This window comes from Bradyrhizobium sp. USDA 4451, assembly GCF_054822585.1.
In genome coordinates this window covers 5,177,177-5,192,000 of record NZ_JBTRCH010000001.1, presented here as the reverse complement: position 1 = coordinate 5,192,000, position 14,824 = coordinate 5,177,177, and the positions used below count along the sequence as shown (strand labels likewise).

The following is a 14,824-nucleotide window of genomic DNA, read 5'->3' as shown; positions in this document are numbered from 1 at the left end:
GTCACCGCTACGCTCGCTACGTCCGCGCGTCAGTCGCGCGATATGGACAAGCCCGCGAGAAGCGGCGCGTAGGCGGCGAGCCGGCGGGAGACGAACTCGGTGAAGAACCGCACGCGCTTGGTCTTGCGCGTCTCCCCCTGGGTGAGAAGCCAGAGCGTTCCGTACATGTGCAGGTGGGTGCCAGGCACCCTCACCAGGAGTGGGTCGGCATCGCCAACGAAGCACGGCAGGGTCGTCATCCCGAGCCCTTGCCGGACGGCAACGAGCTGCGCCTCGGCGTCCGTGATCCTGAACGGAACCCCCGCGGCGCGCACCTCGCCCTCGTGGGCCCAGTCCGGGATTCCGTGAAGGCTGATGACGATCCAGCGCATCGGCTCAGGCGCGCCGGCGCGCCACGCGGCCAGTCGATCGCGCGACATGTAGATGCCGCCGAACAGCTCCGGTCCCTTCTGGCCGTGCAGATTGAGCGGCAGGGTCTTGCGGTCGTAGACGACGCGGATCGCGACGTCGGCCTCCCGGTTGGTCAGGTTTGCCAGTTCGCCGGACGACAGGATGTCCATCTCGATGTCCGGATACAGACGCGCGAACTCGGCGAAGTCCGGCATCAGCAGGTGTGTCGCAAGGGTCGGCGCCAGCGTGACCCGCAGACGCCCACGCACGCTCTGGTCGCGCCCGAACACGCGCGTCTCCAGCTGGTGCGACGACGCTTCCATCTGGTCGGCGAATTCGAGCACCTCCTCCCCCGCAGCCGTCAGGCGGTAGCCCGAAGGCAGCCGTTCGAACATCTGCGCCCCGAGGCGTTCCTCGAGCTGGGCGATGCGCCGGAGCACGGTTGAGTGATTGACCCCGAGGCGCTCGGCGGCGGCTCGCACCGAGCCTCCGCGCGCAACCGCCAGAAAGTAGCGAACGTCATCCCAGTCGATCATGGTGCAATCCGGCACCACCGCGGCGCCCCTTCCAAAGCTCGTATCCGACACATCAGAAGCTCGTATGTGGGGAGACATTGGCGGTGATCAAAGCCTATGCCGGTAAGCACGCGGCGCAATTCACGAACGGCGGACACCGATGCCCCGCCGCTGGCGTCAGCCGTCCAGGTGGATCGATTTCGCACCACCGATGTGCGCGCTTCCGCACTCTACGCGTGAGGCCGGCGGGCCTATGTCGAGGCTCTCGGGGGCCCTCCCCCAAACGCGTCGAAGATGGAGCCTGAAGGACAATCATGGGAAAGCTTGAGGGTAAGGTTGCAGTGATCACGGGTGGCGCGACCGGCATCGGCCGCGCGGCAGCAAAGCGCTTCATCGAGGAAGGCGCCTTCGTCTTCATCTTCGGCCGCCGGCAGCAGGCGCTCGACGCCGCCATCGCCGAGCTCGGGCCCAAGGCTCGCGCGGTGCAGGGCTCGGTCTCCGATCAGGCCGACCTCGACCGGCTCTACGCGGCGATCAAAGCCGAGCGCGGAACCCTCGACGTCGTCTTCGCCAATGCCGGTGCAGGAAGCCAGCTTCCGCTCGGCAAGATCACCGCCGAACACATCGACGAAATCTTCGATACCAACGTGAAGGGTTCGATCTTCACGGTCCAGAAGGCGCTGCCGCTGATGTCCGAGGGCGGTTCGATCATCCTGACGGGATCGAGCGCCGGCACCACCGGCGCTCCGGCATTCAGCGCCTACGGCGCGAGCAAGGCCGCCGTGCGCAACCTGGCGCGGACCTGGGCGGAGGACCTGAAGGGCACCGGCATCCGCGTCAACGTGCTGTCGCCCGGGCCGACGGCGACTGAACTCGCGGTGGAAGCGCTGGGCGAGGAAGGCATGAAGGTGTTCGCCTCGCTCAATCCGCTCAAGCGCATGGCCGATCCGGCGGAGATCGGTGCGGTGGCCGCCTTCCTCGCCTCGCCGGACAGCAGCTTCATGACCGCCAGCGAAGTCGCCGTCGACGGCGGCCTGGCGCAAATCTGACGGGCAACGCCGGCCGGTCACTCCATTCGATCTTCGCAACCCGCACGGCGCGGCAAACCAGAGGAGAAGCATATGAGTTACGCAATTATCGGCTTCGGCAAGGTCGGCCAGGCCCTCGCCCGGGCCTTCGCCCGCAAGAACCTCGAGGTGGCCGTCGCGAGCCGCCGGCCGCCCGCGGAGCTGGCGCCGCAGGCCCGGGCAATCGGACCTACGGTCGTCGCCAAATCGCTGCGGGATGCACTCGCGGCCGACACCATCATCCTGGCGGTCCCGTTCGGGGAGCATCGCGAGGTCGCAAAGGCGCTGCCGAGCTGGCAAGGCAAGACCGTGATCGACGCGATGAACGCGTTGCTTCCGCCCGAGGAGCTCGACGATCTTCCGTCCTCCGCCTTCGCCGCGAAGGCGTTCACCGGCGCCCGGTATGTCAAAGGCTTCAATCATCTGGTCGCGGCCAAACTGGCTGCCGATCCCGTCGTCGAGGGCGGCCACCGGGTGGTCTTCCTGTCCGGTGACGACGACGACGCGATCGCTCCGGTTGCGGCCCTGGCCAAGCAACTCGGGTTCGCGCCGGTCAAGCTCGGAAAGCTCAACGAGGGCGGCGCGCTGGTGCACGCACGCGGCCGGATCTGGGGCCCGCTGATCTTCCAGGATCTGTTCAAGAGGGAGCAGTGACTCACGATGGTGTAATTGACTCCGGGTGCGAGTGGCCCGCATGAGCAGCGAGTAGCCCGCGTGAGCGTAGCGACATGCGGGACGCGCACGAAGTCCCCGGATATCGCTTCGCTCACTGCGGACCACGCCTGCTCAATCAAGATGCCTTGGCCGGCTCGGACATCGTGATCCGGTTCTTGACGCTCGGACGCTCCTGCATCCGTGCATACCATGCCGAAAGCGCCTCGCACTCCACGGGCACCGGCACCTTCACGAGTCCCGCGAAGATCAAGCCGCCGATCAGCGTGATGTCGGCCATCGTGAACGCCTCGCCGGCGACGAACGGCTGGCGTTTCAGGATGCCGTCGAAGTAGTGCATCCCCCTCAGCGCCTTGTCGCGCTGACGGAATCCCCATTCGGGATTCTGATAGATCTCGACATGCGGCCCCAGCCCCGGCGTGGCGTGGTGGAAATAGACGCTGATGGCGTCGAGCACCTCCAGTTCGGCACGCTTGCTCATCATGTGGATCACGCCCTTTTCGCGCGGCGTCCTGCCGGTCAGCGTCGGCGCGCCGTCGAGCGCGTCGAGGTACTCGGTAATCGCCGTGCACTCGCCAATGTAGGTCCCGTCGTCGAGTTCGAGCACCGGCAAGGTGCCGGAGTAGTTCTTGGCGAGGAATTCGGGCTGCTTGTGCTCGCCCTTGTAGAGATCGACCAGGACGAACTCGACCTGCGGCCGCAGGTTCTTTTCGGCCAAGGCGATGCGAACGCGGGCCGGATAGGGGCCGGTCGGAAAATCGTAAATCTTCATCATGACTCCTGTTTATCTACCTGTCACTTGGTAGGTCCGACATGAAGACTTTTAATTCTGACGGTCAAGCCCTACCTGTCACTTGGTAGATAACGAAGCAGTGAGAGGACGACGTGAGTTCAAGCGCGCGGGAGGCCATCTTGGCGGCAGCAAGGCGGACCGCGCAGGCGCGCGGCTATGGCGGCCTGAATTTCCGCGATCTCGCTGATGGCGTCGGGATCAAGGCGGCCAGCATCTATCACCATTTCCCGAGCAAGGCCGAGCTCGGCGCCGCCGTGGCGCGGCGCTACTGGGAGGACACCGCCGCCCAGCTCGAGGCGATGCTGGCGGAAGCCGCCGATCCGGTCCGCTGCCTGCGCCGCTATCCCGAGGTGTTTCGCAAGGCGCTCGAGAACGACAATCGCATGTGCCTGTGCAGCTTCATGTCCGCGGAGGTCGACGACCTGCCCGACGCTGTGAAGACGGAGGTGCAGACCTTTGCCGACGTCAACGTGGCGTGGCTGAGCAAGCTGTTGGTGGCGGCGGGCCTGGTCAGTGCAAGAAAGAGCGATCAGCGCGCCCGCGCCATCTTCGCCGCCATCGCCGGCGCGCAGCTCGTCGCCCGAAGCCGCGCCGATATTTCGCTCTACGACGCCGCGATCGACAATTATCGCGCCGCGGGTCTTTTGCCGAAGTAGCTCGTCCATGGTTCAATCCAGCTGATATGGTGCATCGCGCCTCCGGCCGATCCACCCTCTCCACCCCTCGCGCATCAACCGGCGCAAGGGCATGCAACGGCATTCTCGCGACTGAAACGTCCGAGCCTTGCGTGTCGTTTCGCCCTCGCTTGGCAGACGGCGCAGGGAAGACCGGGTGCCGATCGCACCCATGGGCCCCGTGCAATGGGTAGTAAGCACGGGGGTAGGACCACAGGTGTAACCGGGAACAACCCGGCCTTCCCTGCGCGATGGCTTACGGCTTATACGTGCTCTCCCCGGCGAGACTGGGCTTTGTTGTCACCGTCTTCGCCACGCGCAACGCGCAATGTGAAGAGACACCTACCACTAGGGCGTCAGGCCTGCACGATTTCGCCGTCCACCTCGTGCGCACTCGTCAGTTGCGCATTCAGCGTCCACCGCATCTCGACCCGCGTTCGTGACGATCGCGATCCGCCCCTCGTGTCGGGTGAGACGCACCTATTGAACATCTGAGTTGGGTCAAACGCCAAGCGGAATATTTTCTTATTTAGGGATTGACGGGTTTTTGGTGAGTTGCCCGTCGGGGTGATTTGTCGCAGGTGGAGGAGCGGGATTTGATTTGCGTCGAGGCAACATAGCCGCGTGATACGGACAGTCCCGCAAGCAGCGGACCGAGCCCTTGCCGTACCGCGTGACATGCGATGTGAAAAAACCCCGCGCGTCCCTGGTCTTGCAGCTCGGGCGCTACGCCCTGCTCTGAACATCGGCAATGAGCTCGATGATCTTTGGTCGAACGATGGCGATGTGATCGAGAATCCGGCGGGGCATGTGATCGACATAGGTCACGAACTTGTCCAGCACGTCGTGGGCGGCTGAAATACCGACCGCGCGAACGTGTGCGTCCACCTTTTGCTTGCCTTCCTTGTACTGATTGTAGAAGCCGCCGATCTGCTCGCACATCAACTTGTCGATTGGATCGATCGACTGGCGCGGATGCAGGGGAAGACCGCCGCCCATGGCCGCCTGCGTCGCCCGGTCCATCGGGAGGTAGACGACATTCCAATCGTCATAAGGCAACAGGTTCATCAGCTTGATCAGCCATTGCCCGAGTTCGCCGTTGTAGACCGGCTCGGAAAGCACGAAGAACGGTCGGATCGCGTTGTGGCCATGGACCCGCAGCAATTCCCTTTCGATCTCTGTCCGGCGCGCATCCTGCGTCGCCAGGGATTGCTGGACCCTGCGCTTGAACTCGACCTCGTCGGGAATGATATTCGCTGGATCGTTCAGGCCGAATCCCAGCGCCCGCAGCATGTCGCCGTGCCGCCCTACGAACACGTCTTCGCCGAACACGCGGCGCTTGCCGTCAGAATCGATTGGAGGCTGGGGGAATTCGGAATCGCCCGGTGCCTTACGCTTGCCGAACATGCGGAACTCCCCGTTGCTTTGCGCGGGAGGTGAGCAGAACCGATTAAGAAAGTGAGGGTCGCGAAAGGTGAAATTTGCCTTACGCAGGCCAAGCAAATAACGCGTAGCCAGGCCAGCATGAGCACAGCAATATGCGAGGCGCCGCACGGCACGCGGACAGGAAGTGCCCCGGATATCGCTTCGCTCATCCGGGCTACGCGCTGATCTAGGCTACGTTTCCAAAATCACAGTGGAAACCTCAAGATTGGTCGAGCTGTATCGTCGCCGTTCTGAGAAACGATCTCCCAAGCGTTTGTAAACACCGCAATACCTGGCAGGCGCCCCTCAACTATTGCGCCTGTATCCACGTCGACGAAGTATGGGAGAAAACGGTTGGGATAGGGGCTACCGTTAGTACAAATGAAAGATTTCTCATCGGCGACCGCGAGGCACACCGGAATTCGAGTTGGTGTTGATAACCAAGACTCAGGTGAGAGCGAGGGCAAGATCGAGAAGCTCTTTCCCAGTGATAAGACCGTTATTCCTTGCCAAGAAAGTAAGAATGATTCGCTCGAATCTGCTGGAAATTGTGGCCCTAGAACCACCATACCGCAACGCCCGTCATTCGGCACTTGCTGAGTCTTCATCGCCCAGAAGTGTTGGCCTTCGGCAGCAATGAACAGATCACCCGGTTCGAGTTGTTCGAAACGAGCAGCCCGTACGGCGGGAACAATACCCATCTGTAAGACCCCGTTATCTCTCTAGTGGCGACACGAAGCGGCGCCAAAGATAGGCCGCAGCCTGCTGCGAATCCAACCGCTTCAAATCGAAAATTCTGTCAAACTGCCCGAAGCCTGCTCCGAGAATAGATTTCAGATAGAGATTCCCCCCCTCGTCCGATACCGCGAGAATCTCGTTGCACGCATTGTTCACGTAGCGAGTTTGCCCCTCGGCATAAGAGATCCCATCGTTCGAAAGCATTCCGCCGAACCAAACGCGACATCGGCAGACGCTCTTGCCATCCAGAAAGACTTCCGCTTCAAATTCCGTCGAAGTGTCTCGTTGGAAATCGCATTCGACAGAACCGGTCTGCTCGGCCAATTCTTTCAAGCCGGTCGCAAAATGAGATCGGATTAGGTCGAACGCATGCCGGCCGAAGCGCCTGCGATCGGCATCAGTCAACGAACGTTTGACTTCGGGAACATAGACTGGCGACCGCACGGGAGACGCTGGTCCCGGAAATGGCTTGTGCTCCTGATGCGCGATGGTTCCTCCGCCTGGGAAGGCTGGACGCTCCAATGGCTTGGTGCGCGCAGCGTTGATTCCATCAAGAAGACGCTTCCGACCCAATTTCTCGTCCGCACCTACCAAGTTGATATGAACGATACTCGTCAGAAGCCCGGCAGGCTTACATGATCGAACCATAACTGGAACGACCTTTCGCTCAAGGCCCTTCGGATCTTGGACAAATGCCGCGGCCCATTCAGGCGACGCGAACTGCGACTTCAGGTAGTCAGGTGAGAGAACCATTATCGTACGCGCAGCTTCACTTGCCGCCTTCTGCATTTCCAATACAAAGTTGCTACCTGGACGAAAATCCCACGCCTGAACCGTAACTGACCAACCTTCTTCTTCGAGAATGAACGAGATCCACTCTGCCCACGCAGCATCCGCCGAGGTATAGCTCACAAAAAAATCGCTCATTCGCCAGCCCCTCGGAGGCCCCCTACTCCCACTCAATCGTCCCCGGCGGCTTGCTCGTCACGTCGTACACCACCCTATTCACGCCCTTCACCTCGTTGATGATGCGCGTCGCGGTCTCGCCGAGGAATTTCATGTCGAACTGGTAGAAGTCCGCGGTCATGCCGTCGGTCGAGGTGACGGCGCGGAGGCCGACGACGTATTCGTAGGTGCGGCCGTCGCCCATCACGCCGACGGTCTTCACCGGCAGCAGCACGGCGAAGGCCTGCCAGATCGCATCGTAGAGGCCGTGCTTGCGGATCTGGTCGATATAGACGGCATCGGCGTTGCGCAGGATGTCGAGCTTGTCCTTGGTGATGTCGCCGGGACAGCGGATCGCAAGTCCGGGACCCGGGAACGGGTGGCGGCCGACGAACACGTCGGGCAGGCCGAGCTCGCGGCCGAGCACGCGCACCTCGTCCTTGAACAGCTCGCGCAGCGGCTCGACCAGCTTCATGTTCATGCGCGCCGGAAGACCGCCGACATTGTGGTGCGACTTGATGGTGACGGAAGGTCCGCCGGTGAAGGAGACGCTCTCGATCACGTCAGGATAGAGCGTGCCCTGCGCCAAAAATTCCGCGCCGCCGATCTTCTTGGCCTCGGCCTCGAACACGTCGATGAACAAGCGGCCGATGGTCTTGCGCTTCGCTTCGGGATCGGTGACGCCATCGAGCTCGCCCAAAAACTCCTTCGACGCGTCCACATGGACCAGCGGGATGTTGTAGTGGTTGCGGAACAGGTCGACGACGGTCTTGGCCTCGTCGAGCCGCAGCAGGCCGTGATCGACGAACACGCAGGTGAGCTGGTCGCCGATCGCCTCGTGGATCAGGACCGCCGCGACCGCGGAATCGACGCCGCCGGAGAGGCCGCAGATCACCTTGCCCTTGCCGACCTGGGCGCGGATCTTCTCGATCGCCTCCTCGCGGAACGCACGCATGGTCCAGTCGCCGGTGAGGCCGGCGACCTTGCGCACGAAGTTGCGCAAGAGTTTTGCGCCGTCGGGCGTGTGCACCACCTCGGGGTGGAACATCAGGCCGTAATATTTGCGTTTCTCGTCCTGGATGATCGCGAACGGCGCGTTCGGCGAGGTGCCGGCCACCGAGAAGCCGGGCGGCATCTTGGTGATGCGATCGCCGTGGCTCATCCACACCTGGTGCTTCTCGCCGTGGTTCCAGATGCCGTCGAACAGCTGGCTATCCGTCTTCACCTCGACATCGGCGCGGCCGAACTCGCGATGATGCCCGCCCTCGACCTCGCCGCCGAGCTGGGCCGCCAAGGTCATCTGGCCGTAGCAGATGCCGAGCACGGGAACGCCGGACTCGAAGATCAGCTGCGGGGCGCGCGGCGAGCCGGTCTCGTGCACCGATTCCGGGCCGCCGGAGAGGATCACCGCCTTCGGCTTCATCTCCTTGAAGGCGGCCTCGGCCTTCTGGAACGGCACGATCTCGGAATAGACGCCCATCTCGCGGACGCGGCGGGCGATCAGTTGCGTCACCTGGCTGCCGAAATCGACAATCAGAATCTTGTCATGCGCCGAGGCCACGGAAGGCGTCGACGAGTCGCGGGCTGTGTGCTGGGCTGTCATGGCAAGCAGATACGCGACACGGCCCGCCCCCGCAACCGCGGTGAGCCGCGCGCCCACATTCTTCTTTGGGCATGGACAAATCGATATAGGTCAGTATTATTGACCTAATTTGGCCATAACAAAAGGAGGAAACCAATGGCGGATTTTCATGAGCCCTCGCGCCTCACCGCGCTCGGCCACGCCTGGATCGCCGCCTGGAACGCGCGCGACCTCGAGCGGGTGCTCGCACTGTATGCCGAGGATACCGAGATGACCTCGGACCGGATCCCGGCATTCGGCTTCGGCTCCTCCGGCACGGTGCGCGGCAAGGCGCAGCTGCGGGCCTATTGGAGCGCTGCGCTCGCCAAACTGCCCGAGCTGCATTTCGAGCTGATCGACCTCTACGTCTCGCCCGACAGCGTCGTCGTGTTCTACCGGAACGAACGCGGCAACAGGATCTGCGAATATCTGCGGCTCGATGCCGAGGGCAAGATCCGGCAGGGCTCGGCGAACCATCTGGTGCATTGAGCTGCTGCGCCACTCCTTCTCTCCCGTCACCCTGAGGTGGCCGCTTCTTCAGCGGCCCTCGAAGGGCGACAGCCCGGCTCCATCCCCATCCTTCGGGGCCCGCCGAGCGCTGCTTGCGCAGCACTCGATGCGCACCTCAGAGGGTGTGATTTTTTTGGGGTTTCAGCGAGCATTATAGCCGAAAGCCGGCGCGGTGTGATTCTCTGGCGATGATGGATTCGCGGGAGGTGATGTTGGCTGCCGATGAGTTGTTTGGGGACCTGCCGGAGCAGGCGAAGCCACCAGCCGAAGCGGGCTTGCCCGGCGCTCCGCGGCTGCGTGAGCCCCAGCGCGACCAGATTGCGCTGCGAGCGGTTGATATTGAGAGCCTGATCGGGGAAGACCATCCGGTGCGGCTGATTTGGTCTTATGTCGAAGAGCTTGATCTGAGTGAGTTGGAGGACCGGATCAAGGCTCGCGGCGATCGTCCCGGTCACCCCGCGACCTCGCCCCGGCTTTTGCTGGCGCTGTGGCTCTATGCCGCCAGCGAAGGCGTTGGCAGCGCGCGGGCGTTGGAGCGGCTGTGCGAGAGCCACGATGCCTATCGCTGGCTGTGCGGCGGGGTGTCGGTGAACTATCACCTGCTGGCAGACTTCCGGGTCGGCAACGCCGATCTGCTTGACCGACTGCTCAGTGAGCATCTGGCAGCGTTGGCAAAGGCCGGTCTCGTCGATCTGGAGACCTTGGCGCAGGATGGCATGCGGGTCCGGGCCAGCGCCGGGGCGGCCTCGTTCCGGCGCGAGGCGACGCTGGATAAGCATTTGGCGCAGGCTGAGGCCGTGGTGGAAGACCTCAAGCGCGAGGTCGACACACGCTCGGACGCCAGCAATAAGCGTGCCCGGGCAGCCAAGGAGCGGGCCGCGCGGGAACGCAGCGCGCGGGTGAAGGCGGCGCAGACGGCGCTCGCCGAGATCAAGCAGCAGCGCAAGGAGCGCGAAGAAAGTCGCGGCAACGGCAAGACGCCGAAGGAGCCGCGGGCCTCCACGACGGACGCCTATGCACGGGTCATGAAGATGGCGAACGGCGGCTTCCGCCCCGCCTACAACGTGCAGGTGACGAGCGTGGCCGGGGAGCAGATCGTCGTCGACACCAGAATTTGCAACATCGGATCCGATCGCGGCCTGATGCGCCCCATGCTGGAGCGGCAGCGTGCGCGGCCCGGAGGGTTGCCCAAGGACCATCTCGTCGATGGCGGCTTTGGCAGTGCCGAGGACATCGAATGGGCCTATGCCGAGGGCATCGATATCTTTTGTCCGCCCACTCAATCCAAGCACGGTACCGATCCCTATCTACCGCGGCGCGGCGACGGTCCGGGGGTGTTGGCCTGGCGTGCGCGAATGGCGAGCGAAGAGGGCAAGGCCCGATACAGGTCCCGGTCGATCTGCGAGTGCATCCATGCCCGCTGGCGCAATTGGGACCTGCGGCAATTGACCGTGCGCGGCATCGAAAAGGTCCGTGCCGTCGTGCTCTGGTACGCCCTCGTCAACAACATCCTGCAAGGCAACCGCCTCTCCAGAGCCTAAACAACGGGTCATCGCCGAACTCGAACTCAAACCTGCCAATTGCTGCGACGAACAGCCGCCAAAAACTCCGCAGGAGCCGAATCCGTCACAAGCTCTCAGGATGACGTCGGCGTTTGGGGATGCAAAAACATATGACGAACGAATAACCAGGACCCTGCCATGAAAATCCCGCCCCTGCCCTTCACCGTCACCGACTGGAGTAACGTCGAACCTTCAGTGCATCCCGGCGAAACCGGGCAAGCGCTGTGGCGCACGCTCAATATCGGCGAGCTGCGGGTGCGGATGGTGGAATATTCGCCCGGCTACCTCGCCGATCACTGGTGCGATCGCGGCCATGTGCTCTATGTCGTCACCGGCGAGCTCGACACCGAGCTGCGCGACGGCCGCCAATTCACGCTGAAGCCCGGCATGAGCTACCAGGTCTCCGATTTCGGCGACGCCGCGCATCGCTCGTCGACGAAGACGGGCGCGACGTTGTTTATCGTGGATTGAGCTGACGCCTTCGTCATTGCGAGCCACCCGGTCGGCGCGAAGCGCCGCCGGATGACAGGCTCCGCGAAGCAATCCACCTCTCCACGCACGCGGAGAGCAAGAATGGATTGCTTCGTCGCTTCGCTCCTCGCAATGACGGCGGGTTGAGCCTGGTTCGCGCACTCACCTTCTCCGCGCCGCAACCTTCTTCACCTTGGTGTCCGACCAGACCAGCGGCTTGCCGCTCTTCGACGGCAGCACGAGTTGGCCGACCGCCTGGCCGGCCTGGTCCAGCAGCACCGAATGCGGCTCGCCGCGGGCATAGAGATGCGCCTCGCCCCACTGCCGCAAGGCAACGACGATCGGGAACAGGTCGCGGCCGCGCCTGGTGAGCACATATTCCTGATAGGCGCTGCCGTCCGACGCCGCCACCTGCTCGAGCACGCCCAGTTCGACCAGCGTTCGCAGCCGCGCCGTCAGCATGCCCCTGGCGATGCCGAGATTCTTCTGGAAGTCGCCGAACCGGCGCAGGCCGTCGAACGCGTCGCGCACGATCAGCAGCGACCACCAGTCGCCGATCGCATCCAGCGCGCGCGCCACCGGGCAGTCCGCTTTTGCAAAGCCGGTCCGTTTCATCGCGCTCCGCCTCCCTCGATCACGATTCCGAACTGGTCTTAAAATAGGACTAGACAGCGCGCGATGCAACTGGTCTCATGATAAGACCAGATTGCGAATTGCAGCGGAGGCAAGATGACGAACCGATCGATGGCAGAGGCCCGGGCGGCCAAAGACACCGCGGACGACCAGCGCGGCAATGCGAGCGCCCTCTCGCCGGCCGTCGTGCTGCTGTTCGCCGTCGCCTGCGGGCTCAGCGTCGCCAACATCTATTTCGCCCAGCCGCTGCTCGACACCATGGCGCGGGATCTGGCCATCACGCCGGCGGTGATCGGCGGCGTCGTGACGCTGACCCAGATCGGCTACGCCTTCGGGCTGATGCTCATCGTGCCGCTCGGCGATCTCTGGGACCGCCGCAGGCTGATCGTCGGCCAGACCGTGCTGTCGGCGATGGCGCTTGCCATCGTCGGCACCGCGCCGAATGCCGTTGTGCTGCTCATCGGCATGGTGCTGGTCGGGCTGCTTGCCGTCGTGATCCAGGTGCTGGTCGCCTACGCCGCAACGTTGGCCGCGCCCGCCGATCGTGGCCGCACCATCGGCACCGTCACCAGCGGCGTGGTGTCGGGCATCCTGCTGGCGCGCTTTGCCGCCGGCGCGCTGGCCGATCTCGCCGGCTGGCGGGTGGTCTACCTGACCTCGGCCGCGCTGACGCTGGTGCTGGCGGCGCTGCTGGCCCGCGCGTTGCCGCGACACGCACCGCAGCCGATGGCCGGATCGTCCTACGCGAAACTGCTGCGCTCGACGGCTGCGCTGTTCGTCGAGGAGCCGGTCTTGCGTGAGCGCGCAGTGTTCGCATTGCTGATCTTCGCAAGTTTCAGCGTGTTCTGGAGCTCGGTCGTGCTGCCGCTCGCAGCCCCTCCGCTGTCGCTGTCGCACACCACCATCGGCCTGCTCGGGATCGCCGGCCTGGCCGGCGCGCTGGCGGCGCGCAATTCCGGCCGCCTCGCCGATCGCGGCTGGGGCCAGCGCACCACCGGGCTGTCGCTGCTGTTGATGCTCGCCGGCTGGGTGCCGATCGCCTGCCTCAACACCTCGCTATGGCTGGTGCTGGCCGGCGTCGTGATGATCGACTTCGCGGTACAGGCGATCCATGTCACCAACCAGAGCCTGATCGTCGCCGCCCGCCCCGACGCCGCAAGCCGTCTGGTCGGCGGCTACATGGTGTTCTATTCGATCGGAACGGGATTTGGCGCGATCTCGTCGACGATGGCGTACGCGGCCGCCGGCTGGCTCGGCGTCTGCATGCTGGGGGCTTCGATCAGCGCGATTGCGCTGCTGTTCTGGGTGATCGTGGTGAGCAGGACGAAGGTGCCTGCGGGCGTTTGCTCCAAGGCGTAGCGAGTTCATCCGTCATTGCGAGCCACCCGGGCGGCGCATAGCGCCGCCGGATGACAGGCTCCGCGAAGCAATCCACCTGCCCGCATGTGCAGGACGATGGATTGCTTCGTCGCTGCGCTTCTCGCAATGACGGCGGAGAAAGGCTCACGCCTTCTTCAACACCGAGACGAAGAATCCGTCGGTGCCGGTGCGGCGCGGCGTCATCAGCAGGCCCTCCGGCGACGGCAGCACAGCCTCGGCAAACGCCTCGGCCTTGTCCCACAGCACCGATGCGGTCTGCTCCGGCGGCTGCACCGAAAACTCCGGATGCCGCGCGACGAACGCCCTGACCTGCTCGCCGTTCTCCTCCGACAGCACCGAACAGGTGATGTAGGCGATCCGGCCGCCGGCCTTCACCAGCGGCGCGGCGCGTTCCAGCACCTCGGCCTGATCCTTCAGCCGCACCTCGAGCGCACCGGGGCGCATCCGCCATTTGGCGTCGGGATTGCGGCGCCAGGTGCCGGTTCCGGTGCAGGGCGCGTCGATCAGCACGAGATCGGCGGAGGCCTTGATGTCAGACAGCACCTCCTCCTCGCCGCGCGGCGTGCGGACGTCGCAATTGTGCACGCCGGCGCGCGACAGCCGCTCGTGGATCGGCGCGAGCTGGCGCTTGTCGCTGTCGGTCGCGATCAGCCGGCCCTTGCCTTGCATCATCGCCGCAATCGCCAGCGTCTTGCCGCCGGCACCGGCGCAGAGATCGATCACCTGCTCGCCGGGCTTTGCGGCCGAGAACAGCGCGGCGAGCTGCGAGCCCTCGTCCTGCACCTCGATGGCGCCCTTGATGAAATCCTCCTCGGCATGGATGCCGGGATTGCGCGCATCGGCGCCGAGCGCGATGCGCAGGCCGAGCGGCGACCACGGCGTTTCCCGGGCGCCGAGATGCGCCAGCCGCGGCAGCACCTTCTCGCGCTTGCCGCGCAGCGTGTTGACGCGCAGGTCGAGCGGCGCGCGGCTCGCCATCGCGGTCGCCTCCGCGGCGCGGTCGTCGCCGAACACGTTTGTCAGATGCGGATCGAGCCAGTCGGGATAGTCGCCCGCGACATGCGCCGGCGCATCGGCCAGCGAGCGCGAGGTCAGCGCGGCCTCCTCCGTCGCGGTCAGCGGCTCCGGCGCGAACCGGCCGCCGTCGCACAGCGCGGAAATGGTCGGGACATCCATGCCGCGCTCGAGCTTGAGCATGCCGAGCACGCGCGAGCGGGCGCTGGCGTCGTCCATCAGCCAGGCCGCGGAGGATTGCCGGCGCAGCACGTCCCAGATCAGGCCGGAAATCGCGGCGCGATCGCCGGAGCCGGCATAGCGGTGCGCGGTGCCCCATTCCTTCAGCGCTTTCGCCGCAGGAATGCGCTGTGCATCAATGGTGGCGATCAGCTCGATCGCGGCGGAAAGCCGGGCAGCGGGGGTCATAGAACT

General features: G+C 64.3%; 15 protein-coding genes. 7 read left to right on the top strand and 8 right to left on the bottom strand.

Annotation, left to right across the window (positions count from 1 at the left end; translation table 11 throughout):
* Positions 1 to 29: 29 nt before the first annotated feature.
* Positions 30 to 926: a LysR family transcriptional regulator gene (locus ACVMB0_RS23740; protein WP_461347850.1), complete on the bottom strand. Its 897-nt coding sequence runs from the start codon at positions 924 to 926 to the stop codon at positions 30 to 32.
* Between the two features lie 293 nt (positions 927 to 1,219).
* Between ACVMB0_RS23740 and ACVMB0_RS23735 the strand changes: the two genes are divergently transcribed.
* On the top strand, positions 1,220 to 1,954 hold the full coding sequence (locus tag ACVMB0_RS23735; RefSeq protein WP_456755292.1) for an SDR family NAD(P)-dependent oxidoreductase: 735 nt from the start codon (positions 1,220 to 1,222) through the stop codon (positions 1,952 to 1,954).
* Between the two features lie 72 nt (positions 1,955 to 2,026).
* Positions 2,027 to 2,626, top strand: a complete 600-nt coding sequence (locus tag ACVMB0_RS23730) for an NADPH-dependent F420 reductase (protein ID WP_461347849.1) — start codon at positions 2,027 to 2,029, stop codon at positions 2,624 to 2,626.
* Between the two features lie 136 nt (positions 2,627 to 2,762).
* Here the strand turns inward: ACVMB0_RS23730 and ACVMB0_RS23725 are convergent, their stop codons facing one another.
* A complete protein-coding gene (locus tag ACVMB0_RS23725) occupies positions 2,763 to 3,416 on the bottom strand; it encodes a glutathione S-transferase (RefSeq protein ID WP_461347848.1) in 654 nt (217 codons plus the stop codon).
* A gap of 113 nt (positions 3,417 to 3,529) precedes the next feature.
* On the opposite strand from ACVMB0_RS23725, the gene ACVMB0_RS23720 reads away from it, so the two are divergent.
* Positions 3,530 to 4,093, top strand: coding sequence for a TetR/AcrR family transcriptional regulator (locus ACVMB0_RS23720; protein ID WP_461347847.1), 564 nt, complete (start codon positions 3,530 to 3,532; stop codon positions 4,091 to 4,093).
* Positions 4,094 to 4,837: 744 nt separating this feature from the next.
* Here ACVMB0_RS23720 and ACVMB0_RS23715 read toward each other — a convergent pair.
* From ACVMB0_RS23715 to guaA, 4 genes are all read right to left on the bottom strand, one after another.
* Entirely contained in the window at positions 4,838 to 5,518 is a 681-nt protein-coding gene (locus tag ACVMB0_RS23715) for a hypothetical protein (protein ID WP_461347846.1), read from the bottom strand.
* Positions 5,519 to 5,742: 224 nt separating this feature from the next.
* Entirely contained in the window at positions 5,743 to 6,237 is a 495-nt protein-coding gene (locus tag ACVMB0_RS23710; protein WP_461347845.1) for a hypothetical protein, read from the bottom strand.
* 13 nt (positions 6,238 to 6,250) lie between these two features.
* A complete protein-coding gene (locus ACVMB0_RS23705) occupies positions 6,251 to 7,201 on the bottom strand; it encodes a toll/interleukin-1 receptor domain-containing protein (protein WP_461347844.1) in 951 nt (316 codons plus the stop codon).
* 22 nt (positions 7,202 to 7,223) lie between these two features.
* Positions 7,224 to 8,822, bottom strand: a complete 1,599-nt coding sequence (gene guaA / locus ACVMB0_RS23700; protein WP_461347843.1) for a glutamine-hydrolyzing GMP synthase — start codon at positions 8,820 to 8,822, stop codon at positions 7,224 to 7,226.
* Between the two features lie 135 nt (positions 8,823 to 8,957).
* Between guaA and ACVMB0_RS23695 the strand changes: the two genes are divergently transcribed.
* The 3 genes from ACVMB0_RS23695 (at position 8,958) to ACVMB0_RS23685 (ending at position 11,383) form a co-directional block, all read left to right on the top strand.
* The gene (locus tag ACVMB0_RS23695; protein WP_456798214.1) at positions 8,958 to 9,329 is read left to right on the top strand and encodes a nuclear transport factor 2 family protein; all 372 of its coding nucleotides are present in this window, start codon (positions 8,958 to 8,960) and stop codon (positions 9,327 to 9,329) included.
* A gap of 230 nt (positions 9,330 to 9,559) precedes the next feature.
* Positions 9,560 to 10,891 carry an IS1182 family transposase gene (locus tag ACVMB0_RS23690; RefSeq protein WP_456756372.1) on the top strand — a complete coding sequence of 444 codons (1,332 nt, stop codon included), beginning with the start codon at positions 9,560 to 9,562 and terminating at the stop codon, positions 10,889 to 10,891.
* 159 nt (positions 10,892 to 11,050) lie between these two features.
* Complete coding sequence (locus ACVMB0_RS23685) at positions 11,051 to 11,383, top strand: DHCW motif cupin fold protein (protein WP_456755299.1); 333 nt, start codon at positions 11,051 to 11,053, stop codon at positions 11,381 to 11,383.
* Positions 11,384 to 11,545: 162 nt separating this feature from the next.
* Here the strand turns inward: ACVMB0_RS23685 and ACVMB0_RS23680 are convergent, their stop codons facing one another.
* Positions 11,546 to 11,998 carry a winged helix-turn-helix transcriptional regulator gene (locus ACVMB0_RS23680; protein ID WP_456755300.1) on the bottom strand — a complete coding sequence of 151 codons (453 nt, stop codon included), beginning with the start codon at positions 11,996 to 11,998 and terminating at the stop codon, positions 11,546 to 11,548.
* A gap of 129 nt (positions 11,999 to 12,127) precedes the next feature.
* Between ACVMB0_RS23680 and ACVMB0_RS23675 the strand changes: the two genes are divergently transcribed.
* Positions 12,128 to 13,375, top strand: coding sequence for an MFS transporter (locus tag ACVMB0_RS23675; protein ID WP_461347842.1), 1,248 nt, complete (start codon positions 12,128 to 12,130; stop codon positions 13,373 to 13,375).
* Between the two features lie 144 nt (positions 13,376 to 13,519).
* Here ACVMB0_RS23675 and ACVMB0_RS23670 read toward each other — a convergent pair whose 3' ends face one another.
* Positions 13,520 to 14,818, bottom strand: a complete 1,299-nt coding sequence (locus ACVMB0_RS23670; protein ID WP_461347841.1) for an RsmB/NOP family class I SAM-dependent RNA methyltransferase — start codon at positions 14,816 to 14,818, stop codon at positions 13,520 to 13,522.
* Between the last annotated feature and the right edge of the window lie 6 nt (positions 14,819 to 14,824).

Bases quoted from the DNA above. Each gene is read 5' to 3' on its own strand.
- ACVMB0_RS23740 (WP_461347850.1), bottom strand. From the start codon at position 926: ATGATCGACTGGGATGACGTTCGCTACTTTCTGGCGGTTGCGCGCGGA.
- ACVMB0_RS23685 (WP_456755299.1), top strand. From the start codon at position 11,051: ATGAAAATCCCGCCCCTGCCCTTCACCGTCACCGACTGGAGTAACGTC.
- ACVMB0_RS23675 (WP_461347842.1), top strand. From the start codon at position 12,128: ATGGCAGAGGCCCGGGCGGCCAAAGACACCGCGGACGACCAGCGCGGC.
- ACVMB0_RS23680 (WP_456755300.1), bottom strand. From the start codon at position 11,998: ATGAAACGGACCGGCTTTGCAAAAGCGGACTGCCCGGTGGCGCGCGCG.
- ACVMB0_RS23670 (WP_461347841.1), bottom strand. From the start codon at position 14,818: ATGACCCCCGCTGCCCGGCTTTCCGCCGCGATCGAGCTGATCGCCACC.
- ACVMB0_RS23735 (WP_456755292.1), top strand. From the start codon at position 1,220: ATGGGAAAGCTTGAGGGTAAGGTTGCAGTGATCACGGGTGGCGCGACC.
- ACVMB0_RS23690 (WP_456756372.1), top strand. From the start codon at position 9,560: ATGTTGGCTGCCGATGAGTTGTTTGGGGACCTGCCGGAGCAGGCGAAG.
- ACVMB0_RS23705 (WP_461347844.1), bottom strand. From the start codon at position 7,201: ATGAGCGATTTTTTTGTGAGCTATACCTCGGCGGATGCTGCGTGGGCA.
- ACVMB0_RS23710 (WP_461347845.1), bottom strand. From the start codon at position 6,237: ATGGGTATTGTTCCCGCCGTACGGGCTGCTCGTTTCGAACAACTCGAA.
- ACVMB0_RS23725 (WP_461347848.1), bottom strand. From the start codon at position 3,416: ATGAAGATTTACGATTTTCCGACCGGCCCCTATCCGGCCCGCGTTCGC.
- guaA (WP_461347843.1), bottom strand. From the start codon at position 8,822: ATGACAGCCCAGCACACAGCCCGCGACTCGTCGACGCCTTCCGTGGCC.
- ACVMB0_RS23715 (WP_461347846.1), bottom strand. From the start codon at position 5,518: ATGTTCGGCAAGCGTAAGGCACCGGGCGATTCCGAATTCCCCCAGCCT.
- ACVMB0_RS23730 (WP_461347849.1), top strand. From the start codon at position 2,027: ATGAGTTACGCAATTATCGGCTTCGGCAAGGTCGGCCAGGCCCTCGCC.
- ACVMB0_RS23695 (WP_456798214.1), top strand. From the start codon at position 8,958: ATGGCGGATTTTCATGAGCCCTCGCGCCTCACCGCGCTCGGCCACGCC.